Genomic DNA, 26,349 nt, shown 5'->3' with positions numbered 1-26,349 from the left:
AATCCATTAAGTTTTACCCCCCTAATATTCTCGAAACACTATTTACTTATCTTTATTTTCGATTCGACGAACCGCAAGAGAACTCAACTTGAACGATAAGAAGCAGGGATATATTGACGAAAACGCGAAAAGACCGCGGCAACATATCTCTCGCCTTGCGTTTCTACTTGCTGGACTTCTGATAGCCGTTACCTCCGTTTCACTGGTGTTTGTTGGTTTCATCGCCTCCCGAGCCTCAACGCAGCAGGCCGTCGCCAACGAAGAGCGTCTGTTTCGCAGCACGCTTTCCGACCGCCTGCGCGCGATTGTTCGAGATCAGATCAGCCTGACGTCTTCAGACCGGTCGGTTCAAAATCTGGTCCGCCAATTCAATCCGGAATTCGTCCGCAAGAGTTTTGAAGACCTTTGGTCTGAACACCGCCTCAGCAAAGTCATGCTGATATCGGGAGGCGATCGGGTACTTGCCGAAACTTTCGAGGACTACACCCACATCATTGAGAGGCCGGTGGCAGAAACCCCCGGGCTGGAAGTTATTGTCGAAAAACTGAAGGTCATGTACCGGCGAAACCGCGTCCGCGTCCCAGGCGGATTTGGTCACCGATCCTTGCGTGGCATTGACCAGAGTGAATATGCAATCATGGGCTTTCTTCAAATTGACGGAAGGCCTGCTCTCTTCGGCGCCATGCCGATAGTACCCGACGATCACGCGGTCACCCAGCCGGACGGGCCTCCCACAATTCTGCTTTCAGCAAGATACATCGAAGGCAAGCTGCTCAAGCGCCTCAACAGACAGCTCAATTTTTCTTCACTCGCCTTTGTAAGTGGACCAAGGGACCGGGAAAACGGGCCTTTCCATCCGGTCCTCGATCAATTTGGAGACCCGATCGGCATTTTCCAGTGGGACAGCAAGACTATCAGCACGTCGATCTGGCCAACCATTATCCCTGTCATTGCCGTATTGAGCATAGCGTTGGCGGCCCTTGCATTCGGCATTGCCTGGAGGATTGGCCAGCTGACGACCTCGCTTCAATCAAGTGAGCGGCAGAACCGCTATCTTGCACTGCATGACAGTCTCTCCGGCCTTTCAAACAGACTGCATTTCAACAGGATGCTGGAAAATGCTGTCAGTTCGCTTCCGGCAAGTCCCTTTGCGGTTCTGCATTGCGACCTGGACAACTTCAAACCGGTGAACGACACATTTGGTCACGCAACAGGCGATCTGGTGATCAGGAATGTGGCCACGCGACTGAAGGATGCAGTTGGAGAGAAAGGTCTGGTCAGCCGCGTCGGTGGCGATGAGTTCATGATCATCTATCATGGACCAATCAACAAGGCGCACCTGACAAGATTGGGCACAACCCTGATCGCCAGCGTCTGCGGCCCGATCGCTGTGTCCGAGAAGGACACGGTCAACGTTGGACTTAGTGTTGGCATTGCACGAGCACCAGGCGACGGGGCAACAGCCGAGATCCTAGTGGGGCGTTCCGATCAGGCGCTATATCAGTCCAAGATCATGGGACGTGGACAGGTGTCCTTCTATTCGGACCTTCAAGAGTCCTCATCCGAACCAAAGTTGCTCGCACAAATGCCCGGGCATTTTCAGCGCCAGGCACGCGGAGGTTAAAGCAAAGCCGCCGAACGCGGTTCTGGCGTCCGGCGGCTCGATCTACTGACTTTTCAAACTCGCAGTTATCCGCGCAGCTGTTCGGTCGGTTCGCGCATTGTTACCAATTCCTCGGCGGCAGTCGGGTGAACCGCAATTGTCCGGTCGAAGTCGGCCTTGGTCGCCCCCATCTGCAACGTGACGCCGAGGATCTGAGCAAGCTCACCAGCGTCCGGTCCCACGACGTGCACCCCAAGTACCTTTTGGGTATCGGCATCCACGATCATTTTCATGAGCATCTTCTCGTCCCTTCCGGACAAGGTGTGCTTCATGGGCCTGAAAGCGGATTTGTAAATGTCGAGATTTGGGGTCCTTTCAAGCGCCTGCTCCTGCGTCAGGCCAACGGTGCCCATCTCCGGCTGTGAAAACACCGCAGTCGCGATCAGGCTGTGGTCTACAGTCCATGGCTTGTTTCCGAACACGGTATCGGCAAACGCATGACCTTCCCGGATCGCAACCGGCGTCAGATTTGCCCGGTTGGTCACGTCGCCGACGGCATAGATGGAATCCACACTGGTCCGGGAATCGGCACTGACCTTGATAGCGCCTGATCTGTCCATTTCGACACCGGCATTTTCCAACCCGAGATCCTTGGTGTGGGGATTTCTGCCGATTGCGAACATGATCTGGTCTGCAGCGAGTGCCTTGCCGCCCTTGGTATGACCAACCACCGCACCGTCGGACTTCTTCTCGATCTCCGTGAAGGTATCGCCAAGAATAACCTTGATGCCCTTTTTCTCCATTTCCTGGCGCACCGTCGTCCGCAGATCCATGTCGAACCCGCGCAGGATTTCTTCGCCGCGATAAATCAGCGTGGTGTCGACACCAAGTCCGTTGAAGATCCCCGCAAATTCTACCGCGATGTATCCACCGCCGGCCACCACTACACTGTTCGGCAGCTCCTCCATATGGAACGCCTCGTTGGAGGTGACGACGTGCTCAATGCCCGGAATGGAAGTGTCCACATTCGGCGATGCGCCCACAGCCACCAGAATGTATTTGGCGGAAATTGTCTGTCCGGTGGAGAGCAGTCGTACTGTGTGAGCATCTTCAATCACGGCGCGGCTGTCGAATGCCTCGACATCGGTCCGCTCAAGGTTCCGCCGGTAAAGGCCTTCAAGGCGGGTGATCTCCTGATCCTTTGCCGCCACAAGCTTCTGCCAGTTGAAGTTACGCTCACCTACTGACCAACCGAAGCCTTCCGCATCCTCAAATTCTTCCGAAAATTTGGAGGCATAGACAAAGAGTTTCTTCGGTACGCAACCCCGAATGACACAGGTACCGCCGTATCTGTATTCCTCGGCAATACCGACGCGTGCGCCGTGTGTTGCCGCAATCCGCGCTGCACGGACACCACCGGAGCCACCGCCAATCACAAAAAGATCGTAGTCAAAATCCGCCATTGTCGCCTCTATCTCTGCCTCGTATTTGCCCGATGGTGATGTGAACCAGCCCCGACATAAGCTGTCTCGGGTTTCATGCAAGCCCATCAGCAACAAGAATGTGGCCGGCGGTTCCCGCGGGAATCCGCCTCCGCAAATGAATTGGGCCGCTGATGCGGCCCCGAAGCCGGTGGTTTACCGGCCTCAAATGTTTGTGTTCAGTTCGTGTTCCCAAGCAATTGCGCGCCCGCGGAACCGATCTAACTCACTGAGCGTCGTTTTTCTTGGCAAGTTCTTCCTGAACCATCGTCACCATCTCGGTGGAGATCTTGTCCTGCCATTCGCGCGCCGCACCAACGGAGAACTGGGTGATTGCCGGAATGGTGCTGGTCAGTTTCTGGCCGAGCTCTGTGTTGTAGAAATCAGCAAGCTGGTTGAGTTCAGCTTCCGAGAAGCCCTGCGCCCAGGCATTGTAAACCAGATTGTTCAACTCCGAGCGGCGTGGTGCCAGCTTCAGTGCAACATTCTGAGTGATTTCGATGACTTCTTCGGCACGGGTCGGATCGGACTGAATGAAAGCGGTCCGGGTCTGCTCGGCAAGGATCGGAAGAATATCGTCGAAAGGCTCAAGCACTTTCGTTGCCACCGCAACCTTCTTTGCTGCTGCAAGGTGGCTTTCAGAAATGTCCTGTGCCATTGCGGCCGTCGTCAGGAAACCTGCGGTAATCATGGCTGCGCCCAATACAGCTGCCCGCTGGAACGTTTTGATAAGTTTCATTTTTCTACTCCTAGGCGGCTTCCATTGATGCCTGGAAAGCCAAATTCACACCACTTAGATGGGCAAAACGGTCTTTACCCCATCCGCGCCGGCCACGTAAGCTTTTGTTGCGATTTCGATGAAAAGACCATGCTCGACAACACCTGGAATTGCGACCAGGCGCGAGCCAAGGGTTTTGACGTCGGCAATCGCCTCCAGATGTGCGTCCAATATGTAATGGCCGCCATCGGTGACGAACGGCGCCTCAGCACCGCCTCTCAAGACCAGTTTCTGAGGGAGGCTCAGCTCACTCAGGAGATCCAGGATCGCAAGCCTGGTTGCCTCCAGTCCGAATGGATTAACTTCGATTGGCAGTGGAAACCGTCCGAGCGTTGCCACTTCCTTGCTGCCATCGGCAATCACGATCATGCGTTCGGAGGCGCAAGCGACGATCTTTTCGCGCAGAAGCGCTCCGCCGCCACCCTTGATGAGCGCCAGGCTGGGATCCAGCTCGTCCGCTCCATCGACGGTCAGGTCGAGTTTCGGCAATTCATCGAGTGTCGTGAGGCGAATGCCGAGTTCAGATGCAAGTTCCCTTGTGCGCTCGGAGGTCGGAACCCCGATCACATCGAGGCCGTCCTTGACGCGATTGGCGAGCGCATGCACGAAAAATTCGGCCGTTGAACCCGTACCGATCCCAAGACGCATACCAGATGAGACATCGTCAGCGGCGCGTTCTGCGGCTTCTTTTTTGAATTGATCGCTCATCGCTCATTCCTCCAGTCACCACCCGATCGGACAGACAGGACCGGTCATCTCGTTTCAGCAGCCGGGTGCTTAACATGGGCAGTGACCGCCGGTCCAGTGACATTCCTCATTCGCAGTTGGAAACCAGAGCTTCCCTCAGGTTTCAGGAATTCGTTAACCATCATTTTAGATTGCAGCTCGATAATTCTAGAAGTTGCCCAAGGTTTGGAAAGCGCAAAATCCGATGAACCTTTTTCGACTTAATACCTGGCAAGAAAAAACAACGCCCACCATCGACGACAACTCTCCTCCCCTTGAGGAAGACAGTATCCCGGGACGGGCACTGGCGGACGAACCTCCGTCGCAAGATCGTATGAGCTTTGTACTGGACAGCCTTGAAGACGATCTTCAGGTTGCAGCCAAGTCCATCAACCTCGATGCGGAAAAGGTTCAGGACCGTCTCGAAACCCAACTGCAAAGGTTGGAAAAGATCCGGGACGACAGTCGCTCCATAGCAGATCAGGCTGCACTGGCGGATGAAAATGCCACCGACCTAGCAACGTCCATACGGGAACTGTCCTCTTCCAGCAGCGAAATCGGCAAACAGGTTGGCATATCCAATGAACTGGCGCTGGAAGCCCGTGACGTCGCGGACCAGGTCAATAATGGCGTTCTGGAACTCAAAGGCGCAATCGATGACATTGCCAATGTGGTCAGTCTCATATCGGATATCGCCAAGCAGACGAACCTTCTGGCCTTGAATGCCACGATTGAGGCGGCAAGAGCAGGCGAAGCAGGAAAGGGTTTTTCGGTTGTCGCCAGTGAAGTGAAAGCGCTTTCGGTGGAAACTCAGTCGGCAACCGAACAGATCGTTGCCAATATTGACCGGCTCAATCGGTCCGCCGAACAGAACCTTGGTTCCGTTGCCAAAATCATTGATGTTATTGGCAAGGTCAGACCTAGCTTTGCCGCTGTTGAGGATGCCGTTCAGGCCCAGGTCGAAACGACAAGCCGTATCGGCGACCAGGCCAATCAGACCGCCAGCTTCGTTCAACAAGTGGTTCAATGTGCACAGACCATTTCACAGTCTGCTGTTGCTGCTGAAGAAGGTGGAACGCTGGCACGCGAGACCGGAGCTGAGATGAGCGCTGCAACCAGGTCGCTGCAGGCGCGCTTCACGATGATGATACGGCAAACGGAACTGGGTGACCGGCGCAGACATGACCGTCTGCCCGCTAAACTGACGGGATCCGTTTCCGCCGGATCTGTCACCACCCGGTTTGAAACCCATGACATTTCCGAAGGCGGTCTGCTGCTCAAGCCTGAGAATGAAAGCTCTCTTGGACCAGGACGCAACGCGGTGCTCGATCTGCAAGGGATCGGCTCTTGCGAAATCAAGGTCGTGGCAGTCTCCGACTTCGGCTTTCACTGCTGTTTCGTCAACCAAAGCGACGCCTTCCGTGACGCTCTCTTGAGGAAAATCGCTTCGATCCATTCCTCCCACGCGCAGGAGGTTGATCGCGCGCAAAACGCCGCGGAACGAGTTTCAGCAGCTATGGAGCGTTTGATTGCCGAAGGACGGCTTTCACCCGATGACCTGTTCGACACCGACTATCAATCGCTCCCGGGCACAAACCCTCAACAGGTTTCGACCCGGGCTTTGCAGGAGCTGGAGAAGATCCTGCCGGAGATACAGGAAGAAGTACTTTCGAACTGCCAGTCCGAGGGCATGGCATTTTGCGCGACTGTCGACCGGAACGGCTACCTGCCTGTTCACAACCTGATTTATTCCCAAACCCAGCGGCCGGATGATCCAGCATGGAACACGGCCAATTGCCGGAACAAGAGGATCTTCGACGACCGGGCCGGACTTAGCGCCGCGCGAAACACGCGTCCCTTCCTGATCCAGTCTTACGCTCGCGACATGGGCGGTGGGAACATTGTCTGGATGAAGGAAGTTGATGCCCCGATCATTGTTCAGGGGCGTCACTGGGGAGGACTGCGAACGGCTTACAAACTCTGACGTGTGTTTGCCGTAAAATTAGGATTCATTTGCTTTCGCAAAGCTTGCAGCTTCCTTTTTAAATGTTTAGGCAGGGGAGCTCTGGGGTTTGCGGAAAACCGGAATTCACGAATGAAGGCCGGGTTCACCTTTCCTGAATATGCCAATGGCTGAGGGTTCAATGTCGGTTCTCGTTTTTGATCTGGACGGCACGCTTGTGTCTTCGATGGAAGATCTGGTTGCCACACTCAACGTGGTGATGACCGAAGCAGGATATGCAGCAATACCTGAGAAGGATATTGCACACATGGTTGGCATGGGCGCCAAGGTGCTCATTCAGCGCGCACTGGACTTCAACGGAATCGACTGGACGGAAGAAACCATCGCCCCCCTCTTTGAGCGCTTTCTGGAACATTATGCGGCCAATATAGCAGTTCACACCAAACCCTTTGATGGTGTTGTGTCTGCTCTGGAAATGTTCCGGAAGGAAGGCTGGAAGCTAGCGGTCTGCACAAACAAGGCGGAACGTCTTACCTTGCCGCTGCTGGCAGAACTGGATCTGACCAGACACTTCGATTCAATTGTTGGTGGGGATACTTTTGCGGTTTCCAAACCGCATGCAGATCCGATCCATGGCGCCATTCAGCGCGCTGGAGGAACGGTCGCCGGCTCCATCATGATCGGAGACAGTGGCACCGATATCGACGCGGCCCGCAATGCAGGCATTCCGGTAATCGCCGTGGATTTCGGCTACACGCCCGTTCCGGTAACAGAGCTTGGCCCGGACAAGATTATCTCGCATTTTGACGAACTGGCGGCTGCCATCAACGAGGTCAACAAAGCCATTGCGTGACCGGTACCAGACAAGGGGATAAATCTCAATTCCCCTTGTCAACAGAAGTCCAATCTTCTAGACAGCCGCAATCCGAATTATCGGGCGATTAGCTCAGCGGGAGAGCACTCCCTTCACACGGGAGGGGTCACTGGTTCAATCCCAGTATCGCCCACCATTTTCCTTTGAACTCAGTATCTTGCACCTCACAGGCCAAGCCTTTCCGTGGCCGGATGTCTGAATGCATCCAGCGAACCAGCATGGTCACTGCATCGGGCGTCAAAGCGACAGGAGTTCCGCCTTGACGCCCTCATTGATGATACTCAGGGGGCCTTGAAGGATTTCGCGACCTCTCCCGCTTTTCTTTGCATCGCGACAAATTCTTCGGATGTGAAAGCCTGGACGGTCTTGAGATTGCATACCGCGCCACTAGCCCCTGTTGCCATCAATCCGGCAATCAGGTCCGTGGTGTTGTTTGCGGTAACGTGAACTAAAAAATCAGTATCGCCTGTTGTCAGATGAAAGCTCTCCAACTTCCCTCCGACAGCTTCAACAATGGCGCGAACGGCAGATTCCCGGTCGCTGGGATTGGCAACCATCGCCTGCATGGCAGAAGCAGTATAATTTCCGGTAACGATATATCTTGGCATAGAAACCTCCCTGAGGGTGCTAAAACATGAGCCACCCCAGGCGAGATAATGCCCGGCAAAGTGGCCAGCATTTCCCCCACGTAAACTGTACGCAAGTTTCCGCCTCAATACTACTTGTCATTGTGCGCAAAGCCCCTGACGCAGATCTGACCGGTTTTCGAAAAGCTCTCGGGCTCTCATTCAGCCCGGCCGCAACGTCAACTGAACGGTGTCACTTGAACAAAGGGTCATTCAGTCCGAGATCGGCGGCCGACTTTCCACTGCGATAACCCGTATGATAGGCCGTAAACGCCGCTTCGAATTTCGTCGTCGTATAGAGCCCGAACTTGAAATAATAACCCTGGATCGCATCGTTCTCGTAACCGGTGGATCCTTTGTACTGAATGAATTGTGTCCATTCGGCCGTACAGTCATCGGGTTTCAGCTCATCGCATTTTCGCCGCCAGGCCTGAATTGCCCCACTCTCGTCCGGAGCCCAACCGATTTTGTAGACGAACTCATGCAAAAGCCCCGGTTCCAGCTGCGGAGCCGAGTACAGGATCTCACCATCGTGCTCGTCTCCGAGCTTTTCTATAATCTGCCTGTTGAACAGTTCCACGGCAAACTTCTTCCCCCACAAGCGATGGGACAGCGGCGGCCGGTGGAACGGTTTGCCTGGCTGGTCCAACTCGTGCCATTGGGCCAGAACAAGTCGGTGCGGAGAGTCGATAGGGAAATCATTCGGGATCAGAGTTGAGATCCGATACCAAGCCTCCTCCCCGTTCTTTACAATGCGAGTATCAGCCAGTTCTGCCCGTGTTCCACCGAACAGCTTCTTGTCGCCGGGTTTGATAGTGAACTGGATCAGCCGTCCGAGGTCCGGTTTGCCGTCAAAGGTAACAATCTTGCCGGAGTCGCAGTTCACCAACCGCTCGGTACTTATGTAATCGGGAAAATCATCGGACTTTCCATCACACTTGATGGACCTTTCTTCAACCACCAGCATCTTGCCATCGATCTCGATTTCGCCCGCGGTCTGAGCGGAAGAGGAACTTCCGGCGAACACCATCAGACCAGCAATAATGCCGACGGCGGCTTTTCCATTTCTGGCGAAAACCGACACCGCGTTTTCTGTGGTCGATCCGTTGCTGTGTCGCATCCGTTTCCCTCCACACCTGAGCGTTTTTCAGGCAGAGCCTAACAATCGGTGCAGCTGGAGACAACTCACATACCGGCAACTGTTACGCTTGTTCAATGAACAGGTTTGCGACGACACTCTTTGGTAGTTGTAGATTTAACAAATCGCAACTCTTCAATAATCGGCGCAAGTTGATGACACCACAGTTAAACAACGATCACTACCCAAAAATCCGTTTACTGTGAGATAAGTGATCAAGTCCGTGTCGCTGCACTGATCGATCATCCCGGGCTTCGAATTCACTAAATCTTGTGCAATCCCCAAGGGAATTGTCGGATGCGTCTGCTGTGCCTGCGAACTGAATGCAGTCCTGCTAATCTTTCTTGTGTGATTCCTTGAACGTTGAGACAAAGATGACAACGCAAACCGCGCAAAATCCGGTCCGCGAAAAGCTCCTGAAGGGCCTCTCCTACCAGCAATCCGGTGAGATCGAGAAAGCACAGCGCTGTTACAAACAGGTTCTGAAGAAAGCTCCGAACAATCCAGATGCACTTAACCTGCTGGGCGTCACTTACAGACAAATGGGTTTTCCGAAACGAGCGATCGAATACATCCAGAAGGCCATTGCCTCGAACGCAAATCAATCACCGTTTTATGCCAATCTAGCGCGAGCAATGTTGGATGTCGGCACTGATCCAGAGAGTCTTCTGGCAGTCTGCAACAAAGCCCTGCAACTCAATCCGAAAGAAAGAGAAGCGCTGAACATCAAAGGAATTGCGCTAACCAATCAGGAAAAACTGGAAGAGGCAGAGGAGGTATTTAAAAACCTTCTGGTAAGCCATCCAAGTTTTCCGGACGCTTTTCAGAATTTTGGACTGCTTCTCAGAAAGAACAAAGACTACGAAAAGGCATTGGTTTTTCTAAATCGGGCAATCCAGGAACTGCCGGAGAATGCGGTAAACTATGTAGAGCGCGCCCGCTGCAGGCTCGAACTCGAAGACTTCAAGACCTCGTTAAAGGAACTGAGAAACGCTCTTCATAAATTTCCTGACAATGGTGAGTTGTGCCACGAATATGCAAGGCTTTGCTTCAAGGTGGGTGAAATACAAGATGGACTTGAATATGCATCGAAGGCAATTGAAGATCTTCCGTCTAATCCACATCGCAGAATTACTCTCGGAGTAATTCAATACAGTGTGGGAAACTTTGAAGAAGCAATCAATGCCCTTGAGACTGCGAAAAACTTATCTTCGGCGCCACTTCCAACCGCAGAATGGAACCTATCTTTGAGCTACATGGCGATGGGGCGACTGGAAGAAGCCTGGGCCCTTCACGGCGCGCGCTTTGAAGATACGCTTTCCACAGTGGTTTGTAGAAAATTCGAAGTTCCTGAATGGAATGGAGAACCTCTGGACGGAAAAAAAATCATGATCTGGAACGACCAGGGAATTGGCGACGCAATCAAAAATGCTTCGCTCGTTCACTGCGTTCTGGAAAATCATGAAGATGTAATTTTCGAAGCTCCTGTGAAACTTTATCCACTTTTCAAACGTAGTTTTCCTGATGCATTCGTCAGAACCAGTCAATTCGACACCGAGACCTTCGAACCTACTGTTTCTGATTACGACGTTCATTGCTGCGTTACGGATTTGGTCCGATTTTTCCGCAAAACCCCTTCCGATTTCAAGAAAGGTCGAGCGCCGTTTTTAAGCTTTGACAAGACCAAGGCTGTCCAGTTGCACAATCGCCTTGGAGATAAAGCGAAAAAACCAATCGTTGGCGTTTCATGGAGGTCAAGCAACCTCGCTCCCTGGCGCGCGCGCTGGTATCTAAGCCTTCCAGACTTCAGCCCGATCCTGGAAACTCCCGATATTACGTTTGTTAACTTGCAGTACGGGGCACTCGAGAAGGAGCTCGATTGGCTGCAACATGAAAAAAAGCTCGATTTGCATACATGGGAAGATGTGGACTTGCGGGACGACTTGGAAAGTGCGGCCGCGGCTACGGCCTGTGTGGATTTGGTGATAACAGCAAATACCAGCGTCGGCGACCTGGCTGGTGCACTGGACATCCCATGTTGGCGCTTTGGATCAGTATCCACGGTCATACTGCTCGGGCAACAGAATCCGCCTTGGTATCCGTCGACCAATTACTACAGAATTCAACCCGATCAACGTGCAACTGATGTTGTGCCGACACTTCAAAGTGACCTGTCTGACTGGGCAAAGAACGTGGATATGACACCGAGACTGGAACGACTGGGGCTCAGCATCTAATCGCTAGCCGTCAACAACAAAAATTGATCTGCTATCGACGTGGATCTGATTGAATCAGTCGACGAGAGCCAACAGTCTCTGGTTATACGAGCGTGTTACTTCGCGGAACTCAGACAATCGCTCAGCCATCAAAGCCTCTTCCTTTTCTTTTCTATCGAGCAGTTTCTGAAGTTTTTCCGCAATTTTGGCGCCTCCGCCGGCATCCGGTTCGTGTTGGGTTGAAAGCCAATTGCTTTCCAGTCCCGCTTCTTTGAGGAAAAAGCCGACCTTGTCGTGACTTCCCAAGCCCACCGTAACAGTATTCATTCCGAAAGGGATGATGTTGGCATGCCCGCGCATTCCGACGGTTATGTCCATCTGTCGATAGGTATCCGCCAGAAAGGCTGCTTGAGCAAACGACGGAGGGTAAATGTGAGATGCACTGTCCTCCAAGTTTACAATGGTCTCTCCAAGACGATCGGAGAAAAGCTGCCACACATCGCTATCAATCCGATCCACCAAATGCGGTATGAAAAACACTTTCAAACTCGGAGAGGCTGCTTTCATCTCTTCGAACGCATCGCACAATGCCTCGATGAGTGCCTGTCTGTTCTTTTCCCAAGGTTCAGAAAAACGAAAGTGAGGCCGATCTCCTGCCCAGTTCAACCCAATTTTGAGCCCGGCGTCGTCAGCTCCCGGAAGCTTGAAACGGTAAGGGGACACATACATACCAGGATCGGGAATTACATCTATCCTGCCTTCATCCAGACCACCTGCGACAAGAGCATCCTTGCTTCCCTGATTCCGTACGCTGAAAAGCGAGGCTTTATCTTGTGTCGCTTTCAAGTGTTCCATTGCTACGGGCAACAGTTTCATTTGATCGAAATGAAAGGCGTTGTAACCAATTCCGTAGGTTGCAACGGGTATCTTGAGGCGGTCCAGATTTTCACGGCTAATGTTGAATTGCCATCCTGACTGGCTGCTGTCTTCCGGTCGATGGAAGATCATTCCGCCGCCGCCCAGAACAAGCAAATCGCAGGTTTCATTGATCCTATCAATCAGATCCGTGTGAAAAACCGTTTGCTGGCAATGGATTGGAAGAAAGTCCAGAGGCTTGGAAGAATCTTCGCGCAGAACCCGCATCTGTCCTTGCTGAAGAGCAAGATCGCCGTAATTCCGGCTCCAACCGCCAACATGCGCTATACGGATCACTGCTCCATACCTCCGTTCACCAAGCTTACGTCCAAATCAAAACCCGGTGCTTTCAAAAAATGTTCGGCCATTGCAAAGTCGTCGAGTGAATTGATGTCCAAAGAGTGCAGCCTGTCCATCACAAACGGGCGCGCGTCCTCTGTGTGGAACGTCTTCTTTTCTTTAAGAACAGCCGGGGATGCTATGTATATACTGCCGTTCACACCAAAGACAGGCTTGATGTTCTGCCGTTGTGTATTCGGATTAACACCCTCCAAAACTGGCTGAAGCGTGTCGTCCTCCACCCAACGCAGGCTAATCAGTGGCGTCAGGCTTCGATAGACAGAAATCACCGGTCGCGAGGGATCTTCTGCAAATTTTGCTAGCGCCTTTTCCACGTGCCAGTTACGCCTCAAGGGAGAGGTAGGAAGAAGCATGGCTATTGCATCGGGAAGTTGACGTCCCTGTTCTTCTAGCCAGGAAATGAAATGCAGAATGACATGGATGGCATGAACATTGTCGTTTGCAAATTCTGCCGGACGCATAAAGGGAACAGCAGCTCCGTAATCGGCTGCAACATCCGCGATTCTCCGATCATCTGTGGAAACCACAACTTCGCTCACTGCGGAAACCTTCGAGGTTTCCTCAAGGGTCCAAGCAATCAGAGGTTTGCCTGCCAGTTCCTTCAAGTTTTTTCCCGGGACGGCTTTGGACCCTCCACGTGCAGGGATCACCGCAATGCAGTTCATACTGCACCAGTTGCGTGATAATGCTTTATCAAAGTCAATCCCCCTGCATTTTCAACTCCCCTCCACTCTTCAACTAAAGGTGATCAACTATCAACAAACCAACCAGGGAATACTAGATTTTCAACAAGTTATCGAAAAATACTTCCAAGCATAAATATCACTCAATTAGTCGATTCAACTCTGAAACGCCTAGCTATGTTGGGTGGCACTTGATCAACCCCAAGCTCAAAAGGTCGAACTTATGCCAGAGCTCTCCTCACTTCCCATTCACCAGCAGCAGTTAAGGGAACTTGAGCTTACTTCAAAAGAGACAACGACCATTCACTGGCCACGCACCCGCGATAGCGAAATCAAGGTGATGCGCGACGAGCAAAGCGGCGTCGTTTTTCTTGAGCATATGCCTGACCTACAAGCTCACTACGAAAGCAAGACATTCAGCAAAAAAACAGAAGCAGAGGTCCAAACCAGAGAAGGTCTACTCACCCTCAGGCGAAACGACGACCTTGATAGACGCTTCGAACAGACAAAGGACTATATCAACGGTCGAAGCGTCTGCGATTTCGGAACAGGTCGTGGATTGTATTTGGATAAAGCAGTTTCAATTGCTGACCAAGTAAGTGGTGTTGAAATACGTCAGGACCTGCGTGACTTGATCCTGAACCGGCTCGGTTCCAGCGTACCTGTTTACTCCGACATATCGTTAGCTTCCAATCCATTTGATATCGTTACTCTGTTCCATGTGCTTGAGCACATTCCAGATCAAATCGGAGTACTAAAGTCGATCCTCAGCCAGCTAGCTCCGGGAGGACGTGTGTTTGTGGAAGTACCGCACGCACGCGACTTCCTGACAGAAGAAGTGCAATCGGCTGCTTATTGCGACTTTACCTATTGGAGCGAACACTTGGTATTACATACCAAAAAAAGCCTTGAAACTTTTTTGCGGCACGCAGGTTTTGTCGATGTCTCGGTCACGGGATTTCAGCGATACGGTTTGGCAAACCACATGTACTGGTTACAGCACGGCAAACCGGGCGGCCATGAACACTATTCCCATCTGGTCGATGAAAAAACCGATGCGGCCTACAGGCAGAATCTTATCAATCGCGACAAAACCGATACGCTTGTTGCAGTTGCTGTGCGCCCTTAGGCCGAAGCCAGTTTAGTTGCAAAATCGAAGCTTCCTGTCTCAAGTGTATCATTGCGCCTCAGTTTTTGCGCAATGGGCTTTTCATCCTCATAGAAGCGAAGATTGCCATCACCCTGAACAATTTCGAAACGCCGCAACTGCTCGATGAGTTCGGCCAATTCGTCAACTTCCAAAGACGCCTTCTGATCCGACCCCCAGTCGGACCGGTCCAATGTTAGATGACGCTCAACGGAAACAGCTCCCATTGCGGCAGCACAGACACTTGGCATGATTCCCGTCTCGTGACCGGAAAAACCAATTCGTAGATGCGGAAAAGTTCGTTGTAAGGTTCTTATTCCCTGGAGATTGATCTCTTCATCTACCGTCGGATAGGTAGAAGTGCAGTGGTAAAGGCAGGCTATTTTCCCGCCCGCACTTTCAATCGCATCAACTGCACGCGTTATCATCGGCAAGTCACACATACCGGTTGAAACAAGAAGCGGCCTTTGTGTCTTCGCGCAATGAATCAAGAAGTCGCGATCCATGACCATGGCGGATGCGACTTTCAGATAAGGCGAATCGTACTGCATCAGGAAATCAGTTGAGGCTTCATCCCAGGGAGACGCGAACCAATCGATCTTCAGGTCTTTTGCGAGTGCATCGATCGCATCATATTCAACCTTGCCGAATTCTAGGCCACGCTTGAGATCGCCGTTGGTCGGGCCGAAAACGTTGTCACGTGGCTTGGCCAGCTCGACTTCGGAATAGACGACATCGATCGTTCGTTTCTGAAATTTGACCGCGTCGCAGCCTGAAGCTTTTGCGCTGCGGATCATCTCCAGGGCTTTTTCGATGTCACCGTTGTGATTGATACCGATTTCGGCGATCACGTAAATTCCGTTGTCGGAGATCATGGCCAATCCCTTAGCTTCCCTTTGAGACCGCGCATTCAACGCTTCTCGTTTGTTCTCGTTGTCTAACCACTCTCTTGCCACTGGAGACAAAGCCTGTCCACCCGACAGCAGACATCCAGTGCACTTGTTGTGTGCTTTCTTTGGAAAACCCAAAAACGTTTCGCCGAATCAAACAGGGCCCGCAACCTCGCGAGCCCTGATTGTCTGTTCGGTAAAACCGGACACCCTGTTGTTTTGGTGGATCTAACCCACAAACGCCCGTTCAACGACGAACTCGGCCGGCTTGTTGTTGGCGCCTTCATTGAGACCGGCTTCTTCGAGAAGGGCCTTGGTGTCACGGATCATGTCCATGGAACCGCAAATCATGCCACGGTCAATCGCAGGATCGAGAGGCGGTACGCCGAGATCTTCGAACAGCTTGCCCGACTTGATCAGGTCGGTGATCCGGCCCTGGCGCGGGAAGTCTTCACGGGTCACGGAAGTGTAGTGAACCAGCTTGTCTTTCGCGAATTCGCCGATCAGCGGGTCGTTGATCGTTTCCTGGACGAGATCTTCACCGTATTTCAGCTCGGCCACTTCGCGGCAGGTGTGGGTCAGGATGACCTGATCGAACTTCTCGTATGTGTCCGGATCACGGATCAGGCTGGCAAAGGGAGCAATGCCCGTGCCGGTGGAGAACATGTAGACGCGTTTGCCGGGAACGAGAGCATCGTTCACCAGCGTGCCCGTCGGCTTTTTCTTCATCAGGACCGCGTCACCTGGCTGGATCTTCTGGAGGTGGGACGTCAGCGGGCCGTCCGGCACCTTAATGGAGAAGAACTCGAGCTCTTCATCCCAGGCCGGGCTTGCAATCGAATAGGCTCTGTAGATTGGTTTGCCGTCGACCATCAGGCCGATCATGACAAATTCACCAGAGCGGAAACGGAAGCTCGTCGGACGCGTCATGCGGAAACGGAACAAGCGGTCCGTGTAATGCTGGACGGTTTTCACTTCTTCAACGAAAACATTGGCCGGCGCAGCGGCTTCCAGATCGGCAGGTTTGGCAAGTACGTTCATTTGAATCGAAGTCCGTAGGTCATCGCACAATTTGAGTTGTGCCTCATGTATCACCACTTCCGCCTTGACTTGAAGCAACTCAGAACCACGAAACCGTGAAATTGCAAAAAAATCTTTCTAAAAATGGTCAAGTTTAAAGGGTGACAGCAGCAAACTGTACCTGAAAGATGCGCCGCGTCTATTGCCGATAGGTAGAACGCCATCACCGCACAGGTCATTTACAGAGGTTCAGACCTTGGGTCGTGAGCCAAACTGCACCTGCATTCTCCTGAGCTGTCAGCCCTTGCAGCATCCGGCAGAAATACGGTTGAAGATTGATTGCCAGCGCACTGCATTTCTGCACTGCCCTCCCCTGATGCGCCACTCGCGCTCACACCTCCATTCTTTTCCACCGGCAAAACCCAAACTATTTGTGCATCGCAATAAAAGCCGCAACTTCCATTTGCCCTCTCACCTGCGACCAATATGTGGGGTTGAGCCTTCAGCGCTGTTCAATTGTGACAATTTCAAGAATTATCTTCGATCTAATTTTTTTTATTTGACAGATAAATACAGTTTGCAACAATTACTGACAAAGCGGAAAAACGCGTAATAAAACCTTCCAATGAGGCAAAGTAAATGTCCGGACGCGCGCACGAAGAAACAGGCCAATCCATAGCATTTGTATTGATGGACCGGTTTTCCATGAATGCATTTACCAGCGTGATAGAGCCGTTGCGATTAGCAAATCGGCTTCTTGGCCGTGAGTATTACGTTTGGACAACTTACTCCCTTGACGGAAATTCAGTTGTCGCCAGCAACGGCTGCGAAGTTCTGGTGAATAAGTCTATTCGTGAACTGATAGACGCGGATGTAACACTTCTTTGTACTGGTATAGACGTTGAGCGTCTGCCGCTGGATCCGGACCTTGGAAACAAGCTGCGCCGCCTGAATGCGATGGGACGCACCTTTGGAGCCATCTGCACGGGTGCTTACCTGCTTGCCCGGTACAATCTCCTTGATGGCCGCCGCTGCACCATCCATTGGGAAAACCTGCGTTCACTGCGCGAGGAGTTCCCGGACGTAGAAGTCACATCGGATATCTTTGCAATCGATCGGAACTGCATCACCTGCGCAGGTGGCATGGCATCGCTCGACATGATGCTGAGACTCATTGCGATCCAGCATGGCGCCTACCTGGCCCATGAAGTCGCTGAAGTGGCGCTGTATCAGAACATGCGTTCCGGCGAATCTGCACAGCGACATGACATCGAAGCCCGCACGGGAATTTCGAATGCCAAGATCCTCGATGCGATCCGGATCATGGATCTTCACATTGAAGACCCGCTCAGCTGCCAGCAGCTGGCCATGACGGTCAACCTGTCACCGCGCCAGCTTGAGCGGCTGTTCCGCCGCCATTTCAATTGCACGCCGGGCCAGTACTATCTGCGTTTGCGTCTTGAGACCGCGCGCGACCTACTGCGCCGCACCAGCCGGCCGGTGCTGGATGTTGCACTTGCATGCGGGTTTGCCTCCACTTCGCACTTCACCAAGTGCTATCGCGAGCGCTTCCTGTGTACGCCGACAGAGGAACGCCAGTCGTACCAATGGGCTAACACCAAGCCGACTTCGGGCGTTGGCACAGCAACCCCGATGCGGCTGGTGGCCAAATAACTCCATAACATCAGAAATGAGCCGAAAGCGCCGCGAACTTTCGCGGCGCTTTTATTGTATCAGGCGCCAGATTCCCAAGGGAATCAGATAGAGGCCGAGGGCCAGAATGGCGGCCAGGATCAAGCGGCGGAAAGCTGCTTCCGATACATTCTTGCGGATCGACTGACCAATCCAGACGCCGGACAGTGCAGGAACCAGAAGAAGCAGCGACGCGAGAGCCTCACGTCCGCCCATCAGGCCAAATCCGCCAAGAGAAGCGCCCAGCGCAATTGTCGACAACAGGAACAGCAGCCCCATGGCTTGGATCAGCTGGTCTCTCGGCAGTCCGAGTGCCTGAAGGTACATAACTCCGGGCACGCTATATGACCCTGTCAGTCCGGACATGACGCCGTTGATGAGCCCTACAATAATGCCGATTGGCGTAACCATCTGATCCGGAATGGAGAGCGACACGCCAACCAGCATAGGCGTGGCATATGCCACCATAAGGAGCCCGAGGAGCAAGTCAGCAGCCCCTTCCGGCAGTTGAGTCAGGATGAAAGTACCAAGGGCAAGCATCAGCACAGCGGCGGTCAGAAACGGCCAGAGGCGTTGAACGAGTGCTTTCAGGTAGCCGCCTGATAGCGCCTGCCAGAGATTGGTGAGAAAGGCAGGCCACAGGATCAGCACCATCGCCTTTTCCACTCCGACAAATACGGTCATCAACCCCAGTCCGATTGTCGGCAAGCCAAGGCCGACCAGGCCTTTGACAAACCCGGCAATCAGAAACACGAGAATCGAAATCAGAATCAGGCCAGGCCCAACTGCCAACATCTCCGTCAAATCGTTGCCTTGCCCCCTGGCTTGCCGCTTCCGGCGTGAAAGTGCGACCCGTTTCAGATCGCCAAGGACGAACGGCCTGAATACGCCTTTTTTGAAGAGCCGTAAAAGACTTTCCTCGCCCCCTTGCAAACACCATTGCACTTCCTGATGACAAAACCCTGCCTTGCAGGAACTGTCAGTTGCCCTTCAATTCGCATTTTACGTGCGCGGTGAAGATGGTAACGTCCGGTCATGACGAAACCCGCCCTGCCCAGGTTGTCGAACGTTCAAGCGCGACACCTGTTTCTGCAAAAACATGGCCTTTGCGCGGCTCCGAAAGGAAGCGGCAAAGGTGCAGACCTGTCGGATGTGATCGACCAGCTTGGATTCGTCCAGGTGGACAGCATCAACACGGTCGCGCGTGCACATCACATGATTCTGGCCGCAAGGCGCCCGGCCTACAAGGAAAAGAACCTCAAGCATCATCTGGAGCGGGATCGTCTCCTGTTCGAACACTGGACACATGATGCCTCGGTCATACCGACCGAGTTTTTCCCGCACTGGCAGCTTCGTTTCAAACGGGATCGGGACCGGCTCATTGGCCGTTGGCGCGATTGGCGCCGCAACGGCTTTGAGCAAAAGTTTGAAGACGTGCTGAAGCAGATCAGCGATCATGGCCCCGTTACATCGGCGACCGTCGGTGAAGACGAGAAACGCTCCAACGGTGGCTGGTGGGACTGGCATCCATCAAAAACCGCACTGGAGTTTCTTTGGCGTACGGGAAAACTCTCGGTTTGTAGACGTGAGGGCTTTCAAAAGGTCTACGACCTGACAGAGCGTGTCATTCCCGCGCTCCAACGGGACCAATCCCCTGATGATGCAGAAACCATTGATTGGGCCGCCCGCTCCGCCCTTGACCGCCTGGGCTTTGCAACTTCAGGGGAAATTGCTGCGTTCTGGGATCTGATCACACCACAGGAAGCAAAGGACTGGTGTCAAAGAGCACTTGCCTCCGGAGAAATCCTCGAGGTCGAAATCGAATGTGTTGGCGGCGCCTGTCGCAAGGTTTTTCTGTATCCCGATACGCTCGACACACTGGAAGCGCTACCGGCTCCACCTTCCAGGGTCCGAATCCTGTCCCCGTTTGATCCGGCGCTTCGTGACCGCAAACGGGCGGAGAGACTGTTCGGCTTCTTTTACAGGATCGAGATCTTTGTCCCCGAACCCAAACGGCAATACGGCTATTACGTTTTTCCGGTGATGGAGGGTAACAGGTTGATCGGCCGGATCGATATGAAGTCGCTCAGAAACGAAAGCCGCCTGCATGTCCGCGCCTTCTGGCCGGAAAATGGCGTTAAGCCATCAAAAGGGCGTCTGACCAAGTTGCAGGCGGAACTCGACCGCATGGCCCGCTTTTCGGGCTGTTCAGACGTCACGTTCGAAACCGACTGGCTGAAGACGGCCTAGCGGGTGGCCGTCCTCAATTCTCATTTCTAACGCTGGAGCGTTTCCTGCAGATGATTTGCAGCGCGCGCTCGCACATCTTCCAGGCTCCAGTCAACAAGCAGTTCGCCGTTCCGATAAACCACCTGAAGCTGGTCCTCGTCTGGATCGATTTCGTCCAGTCGTTTCGCACACAGGCGTCCGTTGTCCAGTATGACGGCCTGCCGGCCTGCCTTGGATGCTTTGGCGGGATCGGTGGCAGGCTTCTTGTAAATGTCCTGCCAGACACCTTCCGAGGTTTTCATGGCGTTTGCTTTCATGGCAAATCCCATCGTGTCCCGGTTGACCTTTTGCAACAGGCCTGCCCCCATGCCAAAGGCAATATTGTCGAGAGACCACTCGCCTTCGATCATCTGGCCGACCAGCTGTCCGATCGCTTCCAACGTCATTCCGTCACCCTGAATGATCCGGATAGCCGGGTTGAGCACCTTCGCTCCCTTGCTGTTTCGGCTGCCGCCGTAATGATCCCAAAGTGTGGCAAGGACGCGCAGGGGCGTTGCGACCGGGTCACCTGAATCAGGCCGGACGACAACGGTTGCCCCAGACTGCAAGACCTGCTCCTTCAGCTGGTTGCCCCAGAGGTTTTCTACCGCATTGTCGAGGTCGTAACTGTCGGAAACAACGGCAACCAGTTTTCCTTCACCAGCAAACTGCGTGAGCATGTTCGAGAACGCTTCGCGTTCCCGGTCAGGGCCCCAGCTGGTCATTGTAGAGTGCTCTGCCGCCGGGATCGAAAATCCGGCCACATCAGCATTATAGAAATCCATACCGGCTTCCAGGGCTTCCATTGTGTCCGTTCCGGCAAAATTGACCAGATGCGCCAATCCGCCAAGCGCCGCACTTTCCGCGGAAGAAACACCTCGCGCGCCGAAATCATGCAGCTTGAAGGGAACCTGTGCGTCTGGATCATCGGATGTTTCAAGCAATCCGCGATAGATCACCTGCTTGCACTTGAAGGACAGGGTCGCAACCGTTGACGGATACCAGACAGCACGCAGCAATGCCGTTTCCACCCAGGTCGTCAGCCAGGGCATGCGTTCATCCGTGTTGTTCACCTGAACAAGGGCAACTCCGCTCGGAGCCAGAGTTCCCTCGGGCAAGGCCTTGATTTCCAGCGGAAACAATCCGCCATGTTCGTCGAGGATCTGGAACCAGCCTAACCGGTTGAAAGGGACACCATGGGCGAGACAGATCCTTTCTGCCTGCTCGATATCTTCAGCTGTGATCGGCTTCAACAGAACGTTTTTCAGATAAGCCTGAAGACCGAAAAACAGAACATCATCCGAAAAGGAGTTTTTTCTCGCCTCGACGTAGGCGGACACCTTTCTTGCTTCAGGAGGATACTGTTTGAAGTGCGACTGCTTGTAACTGTCAGTCGCCAAAAGCGGATTTGTCATTGTGAACTCCTCACGCGACAGGACTTACTTTTCCCGCAAGGCTCCCTTGCGGGGTAATGTCACAGGTCAGCCATGACATCGATGATGGACCAGTGATCTTCGAAAAACTGCTCCGGTTGCAAATCGCCGAGCCGGTACCAGTTGGCGGTTCTCGCATCGTCTCCACCCGTTACCGAAAACAGCTCGCGCCGCTCCGGCAACCGGAACAGGAATGCATGCGTGATGACACGCCCCCGCAACGACCGATCCGGGTGATCGAACACCCGGGTCTTTGCGCTATCGATGAAGGATCCAAGCATCGCGGGCGGGATTTCTCCTCTATGGTCACTGATGGCTGTTTCTTCCTTCAATTCACGTATCGCCGCGTCTCGAATGCTTTCACGCGGGTCCAGAAATCCACCAGGCAGCGCCAGTAGTCCCTTTCCGGGAGCGCGCCCGCGCTCGACCAGGAGAATGTTGCCTGACTGAATCACGACCGCATCAACGGTCACGAATGGCCCCTGGCCCCACTCTTTCGGGTAAGCTTGAAGATATTCAGCCTCATCCAGCAGACTGCGGAAAGTTTCGCTCAGAGCAAAGACGTTCAGCCAATCGGCGACCTCCTCTGACAGGACGGTGCGTGAGATGACTGGAATGCGCTGGAACAGCTGCTTTCGCACGTCGGCCGACGAGAAAGTGCCATATTGACTGGCGAGCTGCACATTTCCCCATTCTGGGAAGAGCTTGAGGTAATAGCTGGTATGGTCCTTGCCGTAACCGGCAAGTGCGATCCTGATATCCTTCAGGCCGTGCAGAACCACTCCGCCCTTGTTGAAATGCTCAAGAACGATCTCATTTACCGCGCGTTGAACGTCGGCGCACCAGGCGGTGTCCGAATAGGGATGGTCAGCAATTGGCTTGAGAATCAGGCGACCCGTTGCAAGCTCGTGCTTGAAGACCTTGCCGAACATGTCGGCTCGCTCTGAATAGGTAAATGGGTTTCGCGGATCGCGCGCTTTCGCTGCTGATCCGATCAAGACGATCAGTGTATCGACTTCCTCCAGGGCCGCGCGAACAACAGCTTCATGTCCGATGTGCAGCGGCTGAAAACGGCCGATAAAAACGCCATAGTCGTAACGGGACATTCGAGGCTCCCCCGAATTGTTGGAATGAAAGCCGAACTCCTCGGCTGAAGAAGACACTAATACTCACTTTGAGCATTTTCAACCCATGAAGTAACCGAAGACGTTCTTTTGGTTAAGGTATTCTCTCTCCAATCAGTGCTGCAATGACTGCTCATGCAGGTATTTTCGGGGGTGGGCGCGGTATCGTGAATCCTGACAGGTCGCTTGAAAAATCGTCCAAAACATCTTGTTGCGTTTAAAAAATTCTAACCAATCCGCCGCATTCTGAGTGCTTGAGCAACGAGGTTGGCTATGCGTCCCACCGACAAGAACAAGGCTGTTTCCTGGCCCAAGCTCAGTGGACCGCATATTTGTGTCGGCGCTGGGCAGCAGGCGCTTGAGCTCGCCCGCAAAAGCCTTCTCAGTGCGGCGGACCTGCGCAATGGCAAGCTCTGCAAGGCCGACATTGCCGCCGTGTTCGACTTTCTGTCTGAATCGCCGGATCTGTTTGACATCTACCGCAGCAATTATGAGGCCTGCGGACGGATACACAAGAAGCAGCCCTTTGTCGGCGCCAACAAAGACTTCTTTGCAATGTCGGTGCTGCGTTTCTTGAGCTTCGACATTCTTCGCAAGGTGTTTGACCCTCAGATCAAACGCACCGACGCAAGCTGGGAAATAGAGTTCCTGCACGCGTTCGGCACCTATATTTGCCGCTCATCCTACGCCGGCTTTACGGAAGACTTGTCCGGCGCGTATCGGAAACTCGCCAAATCGAAGGGCAATGCGATCACCGCGATCACGATTGCCAATGACAAATCCATTCAGGAAATCGTCAAACGGGCCTGCGCTGCTTTTCCTTCAGAGCATATCGATTTCGTGAACTTCTCGAATGCGGTCAACAAAAGACTCTCCGACAAATACGAAACCTACGGCCCTTCGCCCATCAAGGTTTCAGAGCCCGTAGTGGAACAGTTTTTTGAAGCCCTCAGATGCCCGGAGAACCGCAACTACTTCCGCCAGATGATCCTCCACTAGGCGCAACCAGAACTTTCTTCCAAGGTCGGTTTTCCTGGACGGCGGAACGCCACCTGCTGCGCGAACACCACTCCCCCTTCACGATGCAAGCATTGCCTGGCGGCTGGCCTCCGGCGTTGCGCCGGTCCAGGAATGGTAGGCACGAATGAATGAATTCGGGTCATCGTAGCCGAGCAAAAACGCGATCTCCGCATTCGAGTAGTGGGTTTTCTGCAGGTAGACCTTGGCGATGTCCGTGCGCACCTGATTGAGGATGGTCTGAAAACTGGTGTCTTCCTGGGCAAGTTTTCGCTGCAATGTGCGCGGGCTCATGGCCAGCCTGTCAGCAACGTCGCCAATTCCGGTCAGGCCACTTGCCATCATCTCCGCCAGACATGTTCTGACCCGGTCGCTCAGCGTTGAGTCTCTTTCAAGCTCTGCCAACCTCTTTTTCAAGACCGGCTCAAAGACCTGAAACATTGCGTTGTTGACCGACAGGAACGGAATATCGGTGTCGGCCCTGCTGAAGATGATCCTGTTTTCGTCACCAGTGGCGACCGGAATGCCGAAGAAACTGCGATACGCCGTAATCTCGTTTGGCGGACACTTTGATATCACCTTCACAGGATTGATGTTCTGTCTCGTTGCCGTTCTGGCAAGATTTACGATGAACACCATCTCCATCAACACAAAGGTGGTCGGTAATTCCCAGTGTCTCGGCATCTTCAGGGTCAGTGCCAATCCTTCGTCCACCTGGTCCAGTTCCATGGTCATCGGGCAAATGATCGGCTTGTAGGCGCTCAAGCGTTCCAATGCGATCTTGAGATTGGGACTGCAATACGCGGCAAAAAGCGGTGGGCTGAACGCATCGGGTGTCAGGGCCTTTCCCAAAGTCAGAGGGAACAACGGATCGCCAATCAACACTTCCAGGCTGTGCCAGAGACGGAAGTATGAATCGATGTCGAGTTCCGGCGAAGTCTGGGAAAATAGGCCCAGAGGCAATTCTGCATGGCGCAACAGGTCCTCGGCACTCACTCCGATGGTTTCCATCAGGCCGGTCCACGCAATGTCGATTGTGAATTTGGCCGCAGGTTGCTTCATCTATACCCCTTTCACCATCCGCCTGACCTGGCTCATGATCAAACCGTCAAAAGCACGGTCCGATAGCCAGCGCCGGCAGAGCAACAACATACTGGCCATCTTGCCGCCGTGATAGCGCGTCCTTGGTTTTGACGATTTGAGAGCCTTGATCACCAGCTTGGTGATCACCCGCGGGTGAGATCCAACACCATCTTCATAGGCATTGCCAACTGCATCCGCACTTGCCTTAGCCATGGCTGCATACGGACCTGTCCCTGAGCGTTCAAGCATTGGACCACTCATAACATCACCAAACTCGGTCTGGATCAGACCCGGCTCGATGATGACAACATCAATGCCGAATTGCTCGACTTCGATACGCAAACAGTCGGACCAGCCTTCAAGGGCATGTTTGGTCGCGTGATACCACGCTCCCATGGGAGAATAGATCTTGCCGCCCACAGAGCTGAAATTGATGATCTTTCCGAACTTATGGGAGCGCATTGCCGGCAAGAGCAGTTGTGTCAAATGCGCAAGCCCAAAGAGATTCACTTCAAAGTGGTAGCGCGCGTCATCAATCTCCGTTTCTTCTATGGCGCCGAACATGCCAAAGCCGGCGTTGTTGATCAGGACGCCAACACCGCCGCTCTCGTTCATGATCCTTTCAACAGCTGATCTGATGTTCTCCTTGCGGGATATGTCCATCTCGATCAGCGTGGCACCCGCTTCTTCCAGATCCCGCATCTTTTCCACCCGCCGGGCAGCGGCAAAAACCGTGTATCCCTCGTTGATCAGCCTGAAGGCGGTATCCTTTCCCATTCCGGAGGAAGCACCTGTAACCAAAGCCGTCTTGCGAAAACGGGAAGCCATGTTTCTTGTCTCCAATCCACTCATTTGAGTTGGAGAATAGGTAACTTGTTGCTCAATCACGCTGGCAGATCGCGACAAACCGGCGCAAATGACGCCAATCTATCGCAATAGGCGTCATCTCCTCAGCATCAGCGCGTCTCCATCATGCGAAAATGCCGCAGGTGTACAGATCACTTTCATCGACAAGTGGTCTGGATTTTTTGATCGAACGCGTAATAGTTTCATTATTTCGAAAATAACAAACAAAGGTACGAACATGACTGTCGAACGAGCTATGCTTCTTGTCGTCGGCGCTGTGATCGTTGTTTCGGTGCTACTTGCGGTCTACGTCAATCTCAACTGGCTCTGGCTGACCGGTCTTTTGGGAGCCCAGCTCGTCCAGGCTTCGATCACCGGGCTTTGCCCAGTGGTCATGATCCTCAAGAAGATGGGACTGCCACAGAAATCCGGTTTTGCCTGACGCCGACCATTTGTCGGAAACCTC

23 protein-coding genes and 1 tRNA gene are annotated in these 26,349 nt (G+C 53.3%); 10 read left to right on the top strand and 14 right to left on the bottom strand.

Features of this window, described 5'->3' with window-relative positions; genetic code table 11:
* Window positions 1–88 precede the first annotated feature (88 nt).
* On the top strand, window positions 89–1,624 hold the full coding sequence (locus ABLO27_RS02305; RefSeq protein ID WP_353030174.1) for a sensor domain-containing diguanylate cyclase: 1,536 nt from the start codon (window positions 89–91) through the stop codon (window positions 1,622–1,624).
* A 65-nt stretch (window positions 1,625–1,689) separates the two neighbouring features.
* On the opposite strand, the gene gor is transcribed toward ABLO27_RS02305, so the two are convergent.
* The 3 genes from gor to rpiA form a co-directional block, all read right to left on the bottom strand.
* Window positions 1,690–3,066 (bottom strand): glutathione-disulfide reductase, encoded by a 1,377-nt coding sequence (gene gor / locus ABLO27_RS02300; protein ID WP_353030172.1) that lies wholly within the window; start codon window positions 3,064–3,066, stop codon window positions 1,690–1,692.
* 244 nt (window positions 3,067–3,310) lie between these two features.
* Window positions 3,311–3,823 carry a DUF2059 domain-containing protein gene (locus ABLO27_RS02295; protein ID WP_353030170.1) on the bottom strand — a complete coding sequence of 171 codons (513 nt, stop codon included), beginning with the start codon at window positions 3,821–3,823 and terminating at the stop codon, window positions 3,311–3,313.
* A 54-nt stretch (window positions 3,824–3,877) separates the two neighbouring features.
* Window positions 3,878–4,570, bottom strand: a complete 693-nt coding sequence (rpiA, locus tag ABLO27_RS02290; protein ID WP_353030169.1) for a ribose-5-phosphate isomerase RpiA — start codon at window positions 4,568–4,570, stop codon at window positions 3,878–3,880.
* Between the two features lie 223 nt (window positions 4,571–4,793).
* Here rpiA and ABLO27_RS02285 point away from each other — a divergent pair, with 223 nt between their 5' ends.
* From ABLO27_RS02285 to ABLO27_RS02275, 3 genes are all read left to right on the top strand, one after another.
* Window positions 4,794–6,572 carry a methyl-accepting chemotaxis protein gene (locus tag ABLO27_RS02285; protein ID WP_353030167.1) on the top strand — a complete coding sequence of 593 codons (1,779 nt, stop codon included), beginning with the start codon at window positions 4,794–4,796 and terminating at the stop codon, window positions 6,570–6,572.
* A gap of 145 nt (window positions 6,573–6,717) precedes the next feature.
* Window positions 6,718–7,404: a phosphoglycolate phosphatase gene (gph, locus tag ABLO27_RS02280; RefSeq protein WP_353030165.1), complete on the top strand. Its 687-nt coding sequence runs from the start codon at window positions 6,718–6,720 to the stop codon at window positions 7,402–7,404.
* 82 nt (window positions 7,405–7,486) lie between these two features.
* Window positions 7,487–7,561 (top strand) — tRNA-Val (locus ABLO27_RS02275).
* Between the two features lie 145 nt (window positions 7,562–7,706).
* On the opposite strand, the gene ABLO27_RS02270 is transcribed toward ABLO27_RS02275, so the two are convergent.
* Window positions 7,707–8,033 carry a GYD domain-containing protein gene (locus ABLO27_RS02270; protein ID WP_353030163.1) on the bottom strand — a complete coding sequence of 109 codons (327 nt, stop codon included), beginning with the start codon at window positions 8,031–8,033 and terminating at the stop codon, window positions 7,707–7,709.
* Window positions 8,034–8,244: 211 nt separating this feature from the next.
* The gene (locus ABLO27_RS02265) at window positions 8,245–9,171 is read right to left on the bottom strand and encodes a heparin lyase I family protein (protein ID WP_353030161.1); all 927 of its coding nucleotides are present in this window, start codon (window positions 9,169–9,171) and stop codon (window positions 8,245–8,247) included.
* Window positions 9,172–9,563: 392 nt separating this feature from the next.
* Between ABLO27_RS02265 and ABLO27_RS02260 the strand changes: the two genes are divergently transcribed.
* A complete protein-coding gene (locus ABLO27_RS02260) occupies window positions 9,564–11,426 on the top strand; it encodes a tetratricopeptide repeat protein (RefSeq protein ID WP_353030160.1) in 1,863 nt (620 codons plus the stop codon).
* A 54-nt stretch (window positions 11,427–11,480) separates the two neighbouring features.
* On the opposite strand, the gene ABLO27_RS02255 is transcribed toward ABLO27_RS02260, so the two are convergent.
* On the bottom strand, window positions 11,481–12,617 hold the full coding sequence (locus ABLO27_RS02255; protein WP_353030158.1) for a polysaccharide pyruvyl transferase family protein: 1,137 nt from the start codon (window positions 12,615–12,617) through the stop codon (window positions 11,481–11,483).
* Entirely contained in the window at window positions 12,614–13,345 is a 732-nt protein-coding gene (locus tag ABLO27_RS02250) for an acylneuraminate cytidylyltransferase family protein (RefSeq protein ID WP_353030156.1), read from the bottom strand. Before ABLO27_RS02250 ends, ABLO27_RS02255 begins: the two co-directional genes overlap by 4 nt.
* 241 nt (window positions 13,346–13,586) lie before the next feature.
* Between ABLO27_RS02250 and ABLO27_RS02245 the strand changes: the two genes are divergently transcribed.
* Window positions 13,587–14,492, top strand: coding sequence for a class I SAM-dependent methyltransferase (locus ABLO27_RS02245; protein WP_353030154.1), 906 nt, complete (start codon window positions 13,587–13,589; stop codon window positions 14,490–14,492).
* On the opposite strand, the gene ABLO27_RS02240 is transcribed toward ABLO27_RS02245, so the two are convergent.
* Window positions 14,489–15,385 (bottom strand): N-acetylneuraminate synthase family protein, encoded by an 897-nt coding sequence (locus ABLO27_RS02240; RefSeq protein WP_353030153.1) that lies wholly within the window; start codon window positions 15,383–15,385, stop codon window positions 14,489–14,491. The two genes, ABLO27_RS02245 and ABLO27_RS02240, sit on opposite strands and share 4 nt — an antisense overlap.
* 243 nt (window positions 15,386–15,628) lie before the next feature.
* A complete protein-coding gene (locus ABLO27_RS02235; protein ID WP_353030152.1) occupies window positions 15,629–16,441 on the bottom strand; it encodes a ferredoxin--NADP reductase in 813 nt (270 codons plus the stop codon).
* 618 nt (window positions 16,442–17,059) lie between these two features.
* On the opposite strand from ABLO27_RS02235, the gene ABLO27_RS02230 reads away from it, so the two are divergent.
* Window positions 17,060–18,094, top strand: coding sequence for a GlxA family transcriptional regulator (locus tag ABLO27_RS02230; RefSeq protein WP_352938715.1), 1,035 nt, complete (start codon window positions 17,060–17,062; stop codon window positions 18,092–18,094).
* Between the two features lie 51 nt (window positions 18,095–18,145).
* On the opposite strand, the gene ABLO27_RS02225 is transcribed toward ABLO27_RS02230, so the two are convergent.
* On the bottom strand, window positions 18,146–18,907 hold the full coding sequence (locus tag ABLO27_RS02225) for a sulfite exporter TauE/SafE family protein (protein WP_353031677.1): 762 nt from the start codon (window positions 18,905–18,907) through the stop codon (window positions 18,146–18,148).
* Between the two features lie 240 nt (window positions 18,908–19,147).
* On the opposite strand from ABLO27_RS02225, the gene ABLO27_RS02220 reads away from it, so the two are divergent.
* The gene (locus ABLO27_RS02220; RefSeq protein ID WP_353030151.1) at window positions 19,148–20,362 is read left to right on the top strand and encodes a winged helix-turn-helix domain-containing protein; all 1,215 of its coding nucleotides are present in this window, start codon (window positions 19,148–19,150) and stop codon (window positions 20,360–20,362) included.
* A gap of 26 nt (window positions 20,363–20,388) precedes the next feature.
* On the opposite strand, the gene ABLO27_RS02215 is transcribed toward ABLO27_RS02220, so the two are convergent.
* Window positions 20,389–21,795, bottom strand: a complete 1,407-nt coding sequence (locus ABLO27_RS02215) for a nicotinate phosphoribosyltransferase (protein ID WP_353030150.1) — start codon at window positions 21,793–21,795, stop codon at window positions 20,389–20,391.
* A gap of 59 nt (window positions 21,796–21,854) precedes the next feature.
* Window positions 21,855–22,919, bottom strand: a complete 1,065-nt coding sequence (locus tag ABLO27_RS02210; RefSeq protein WP_353030149.1) for an NUDIX domain-containing protein — start codon at window positions 22,917–22,919, stop codon at window positions 21,855–21,857.
* A gap of 291 nt (window positions 22,920–23,210) precedes the next feature.
* Here ABLO27_RS02210 and ABLO27_RS02205 point away from each other — a divergent pair, with 291 nt between their 5' ends.
* On the top strand, window positions 23,211–23,936 hold the full coding sequence (locus ABLO27_RS02205; protein WP_353030148.1) for a hypothetical protein: 726 nt from the start codon (window positions 23,211–23,213) through the stop codon (window positions 23,934–23,936).
* 78 nt (window positions 23,937–24,014) lie between these two features.
* Here the strand turns inward: ABLO27_RS02205 and ABLO27_RS02200 are convergent, their stop codons facing one another.
* Window positions 24,015–25,016 carry an AraC family transcriptional regulator gene (locus ABLO27_RS02200; RefSeq protein ID WP_353030147.1) on the bottom strand — a complete coding sequence of 334 codons (1,002 nt, stop codon included), beginning with the start codon at window positions 25,014–25,016 and terminating at the stop codon, window positions 24,015–24,017.
* Window positions 25,017–25,865 carry an oxidoreductase gene (locus tag ABLO27_RS02195; RefSeq protein WP_353030146.1) on the bottom strand — a complete coding sequence of 283 codons (849 nt, stop codon included), beginning with the start codon at window positions 25,863–25,865 and terminating at the stop codon, window positions 25,017–25,019.
* 256 nt (window positions 25,866–26,121) lie between these two features.
* On the opposite strand from ABLO27_RS02195, the gene ABLO27_RS02190 reads away from it, so the two are divergent.
* Window positions 26,122–26,325 carry a YgaP-like transmembrane domain gene (locus ABLO27_RS02190; protein ID WP_353030145.1) on the top strand — a complete coding sequence of 68 codons (204 nt, stop codon included), beginning with the start codon at window positions 26,122–26,124 and terminating at the stop codon, window positions 26,323–26,325.
* Window positions 26,326–26,349 lie beyond the last annotated feature (24 nt).

This window comes from Roseibium sp. SCP15 (genome assembly GCF_040329435.1).
GTDB lineage: Bacteria > Pseudomonadota > Alphaproteobacteria > Rhizobiales > Stappiaceae > Roseibium.
Note: the sequence above shows the minus strand (reverse complement) of the source record. Positions and strands in the feature narration are given on the sequence as shown.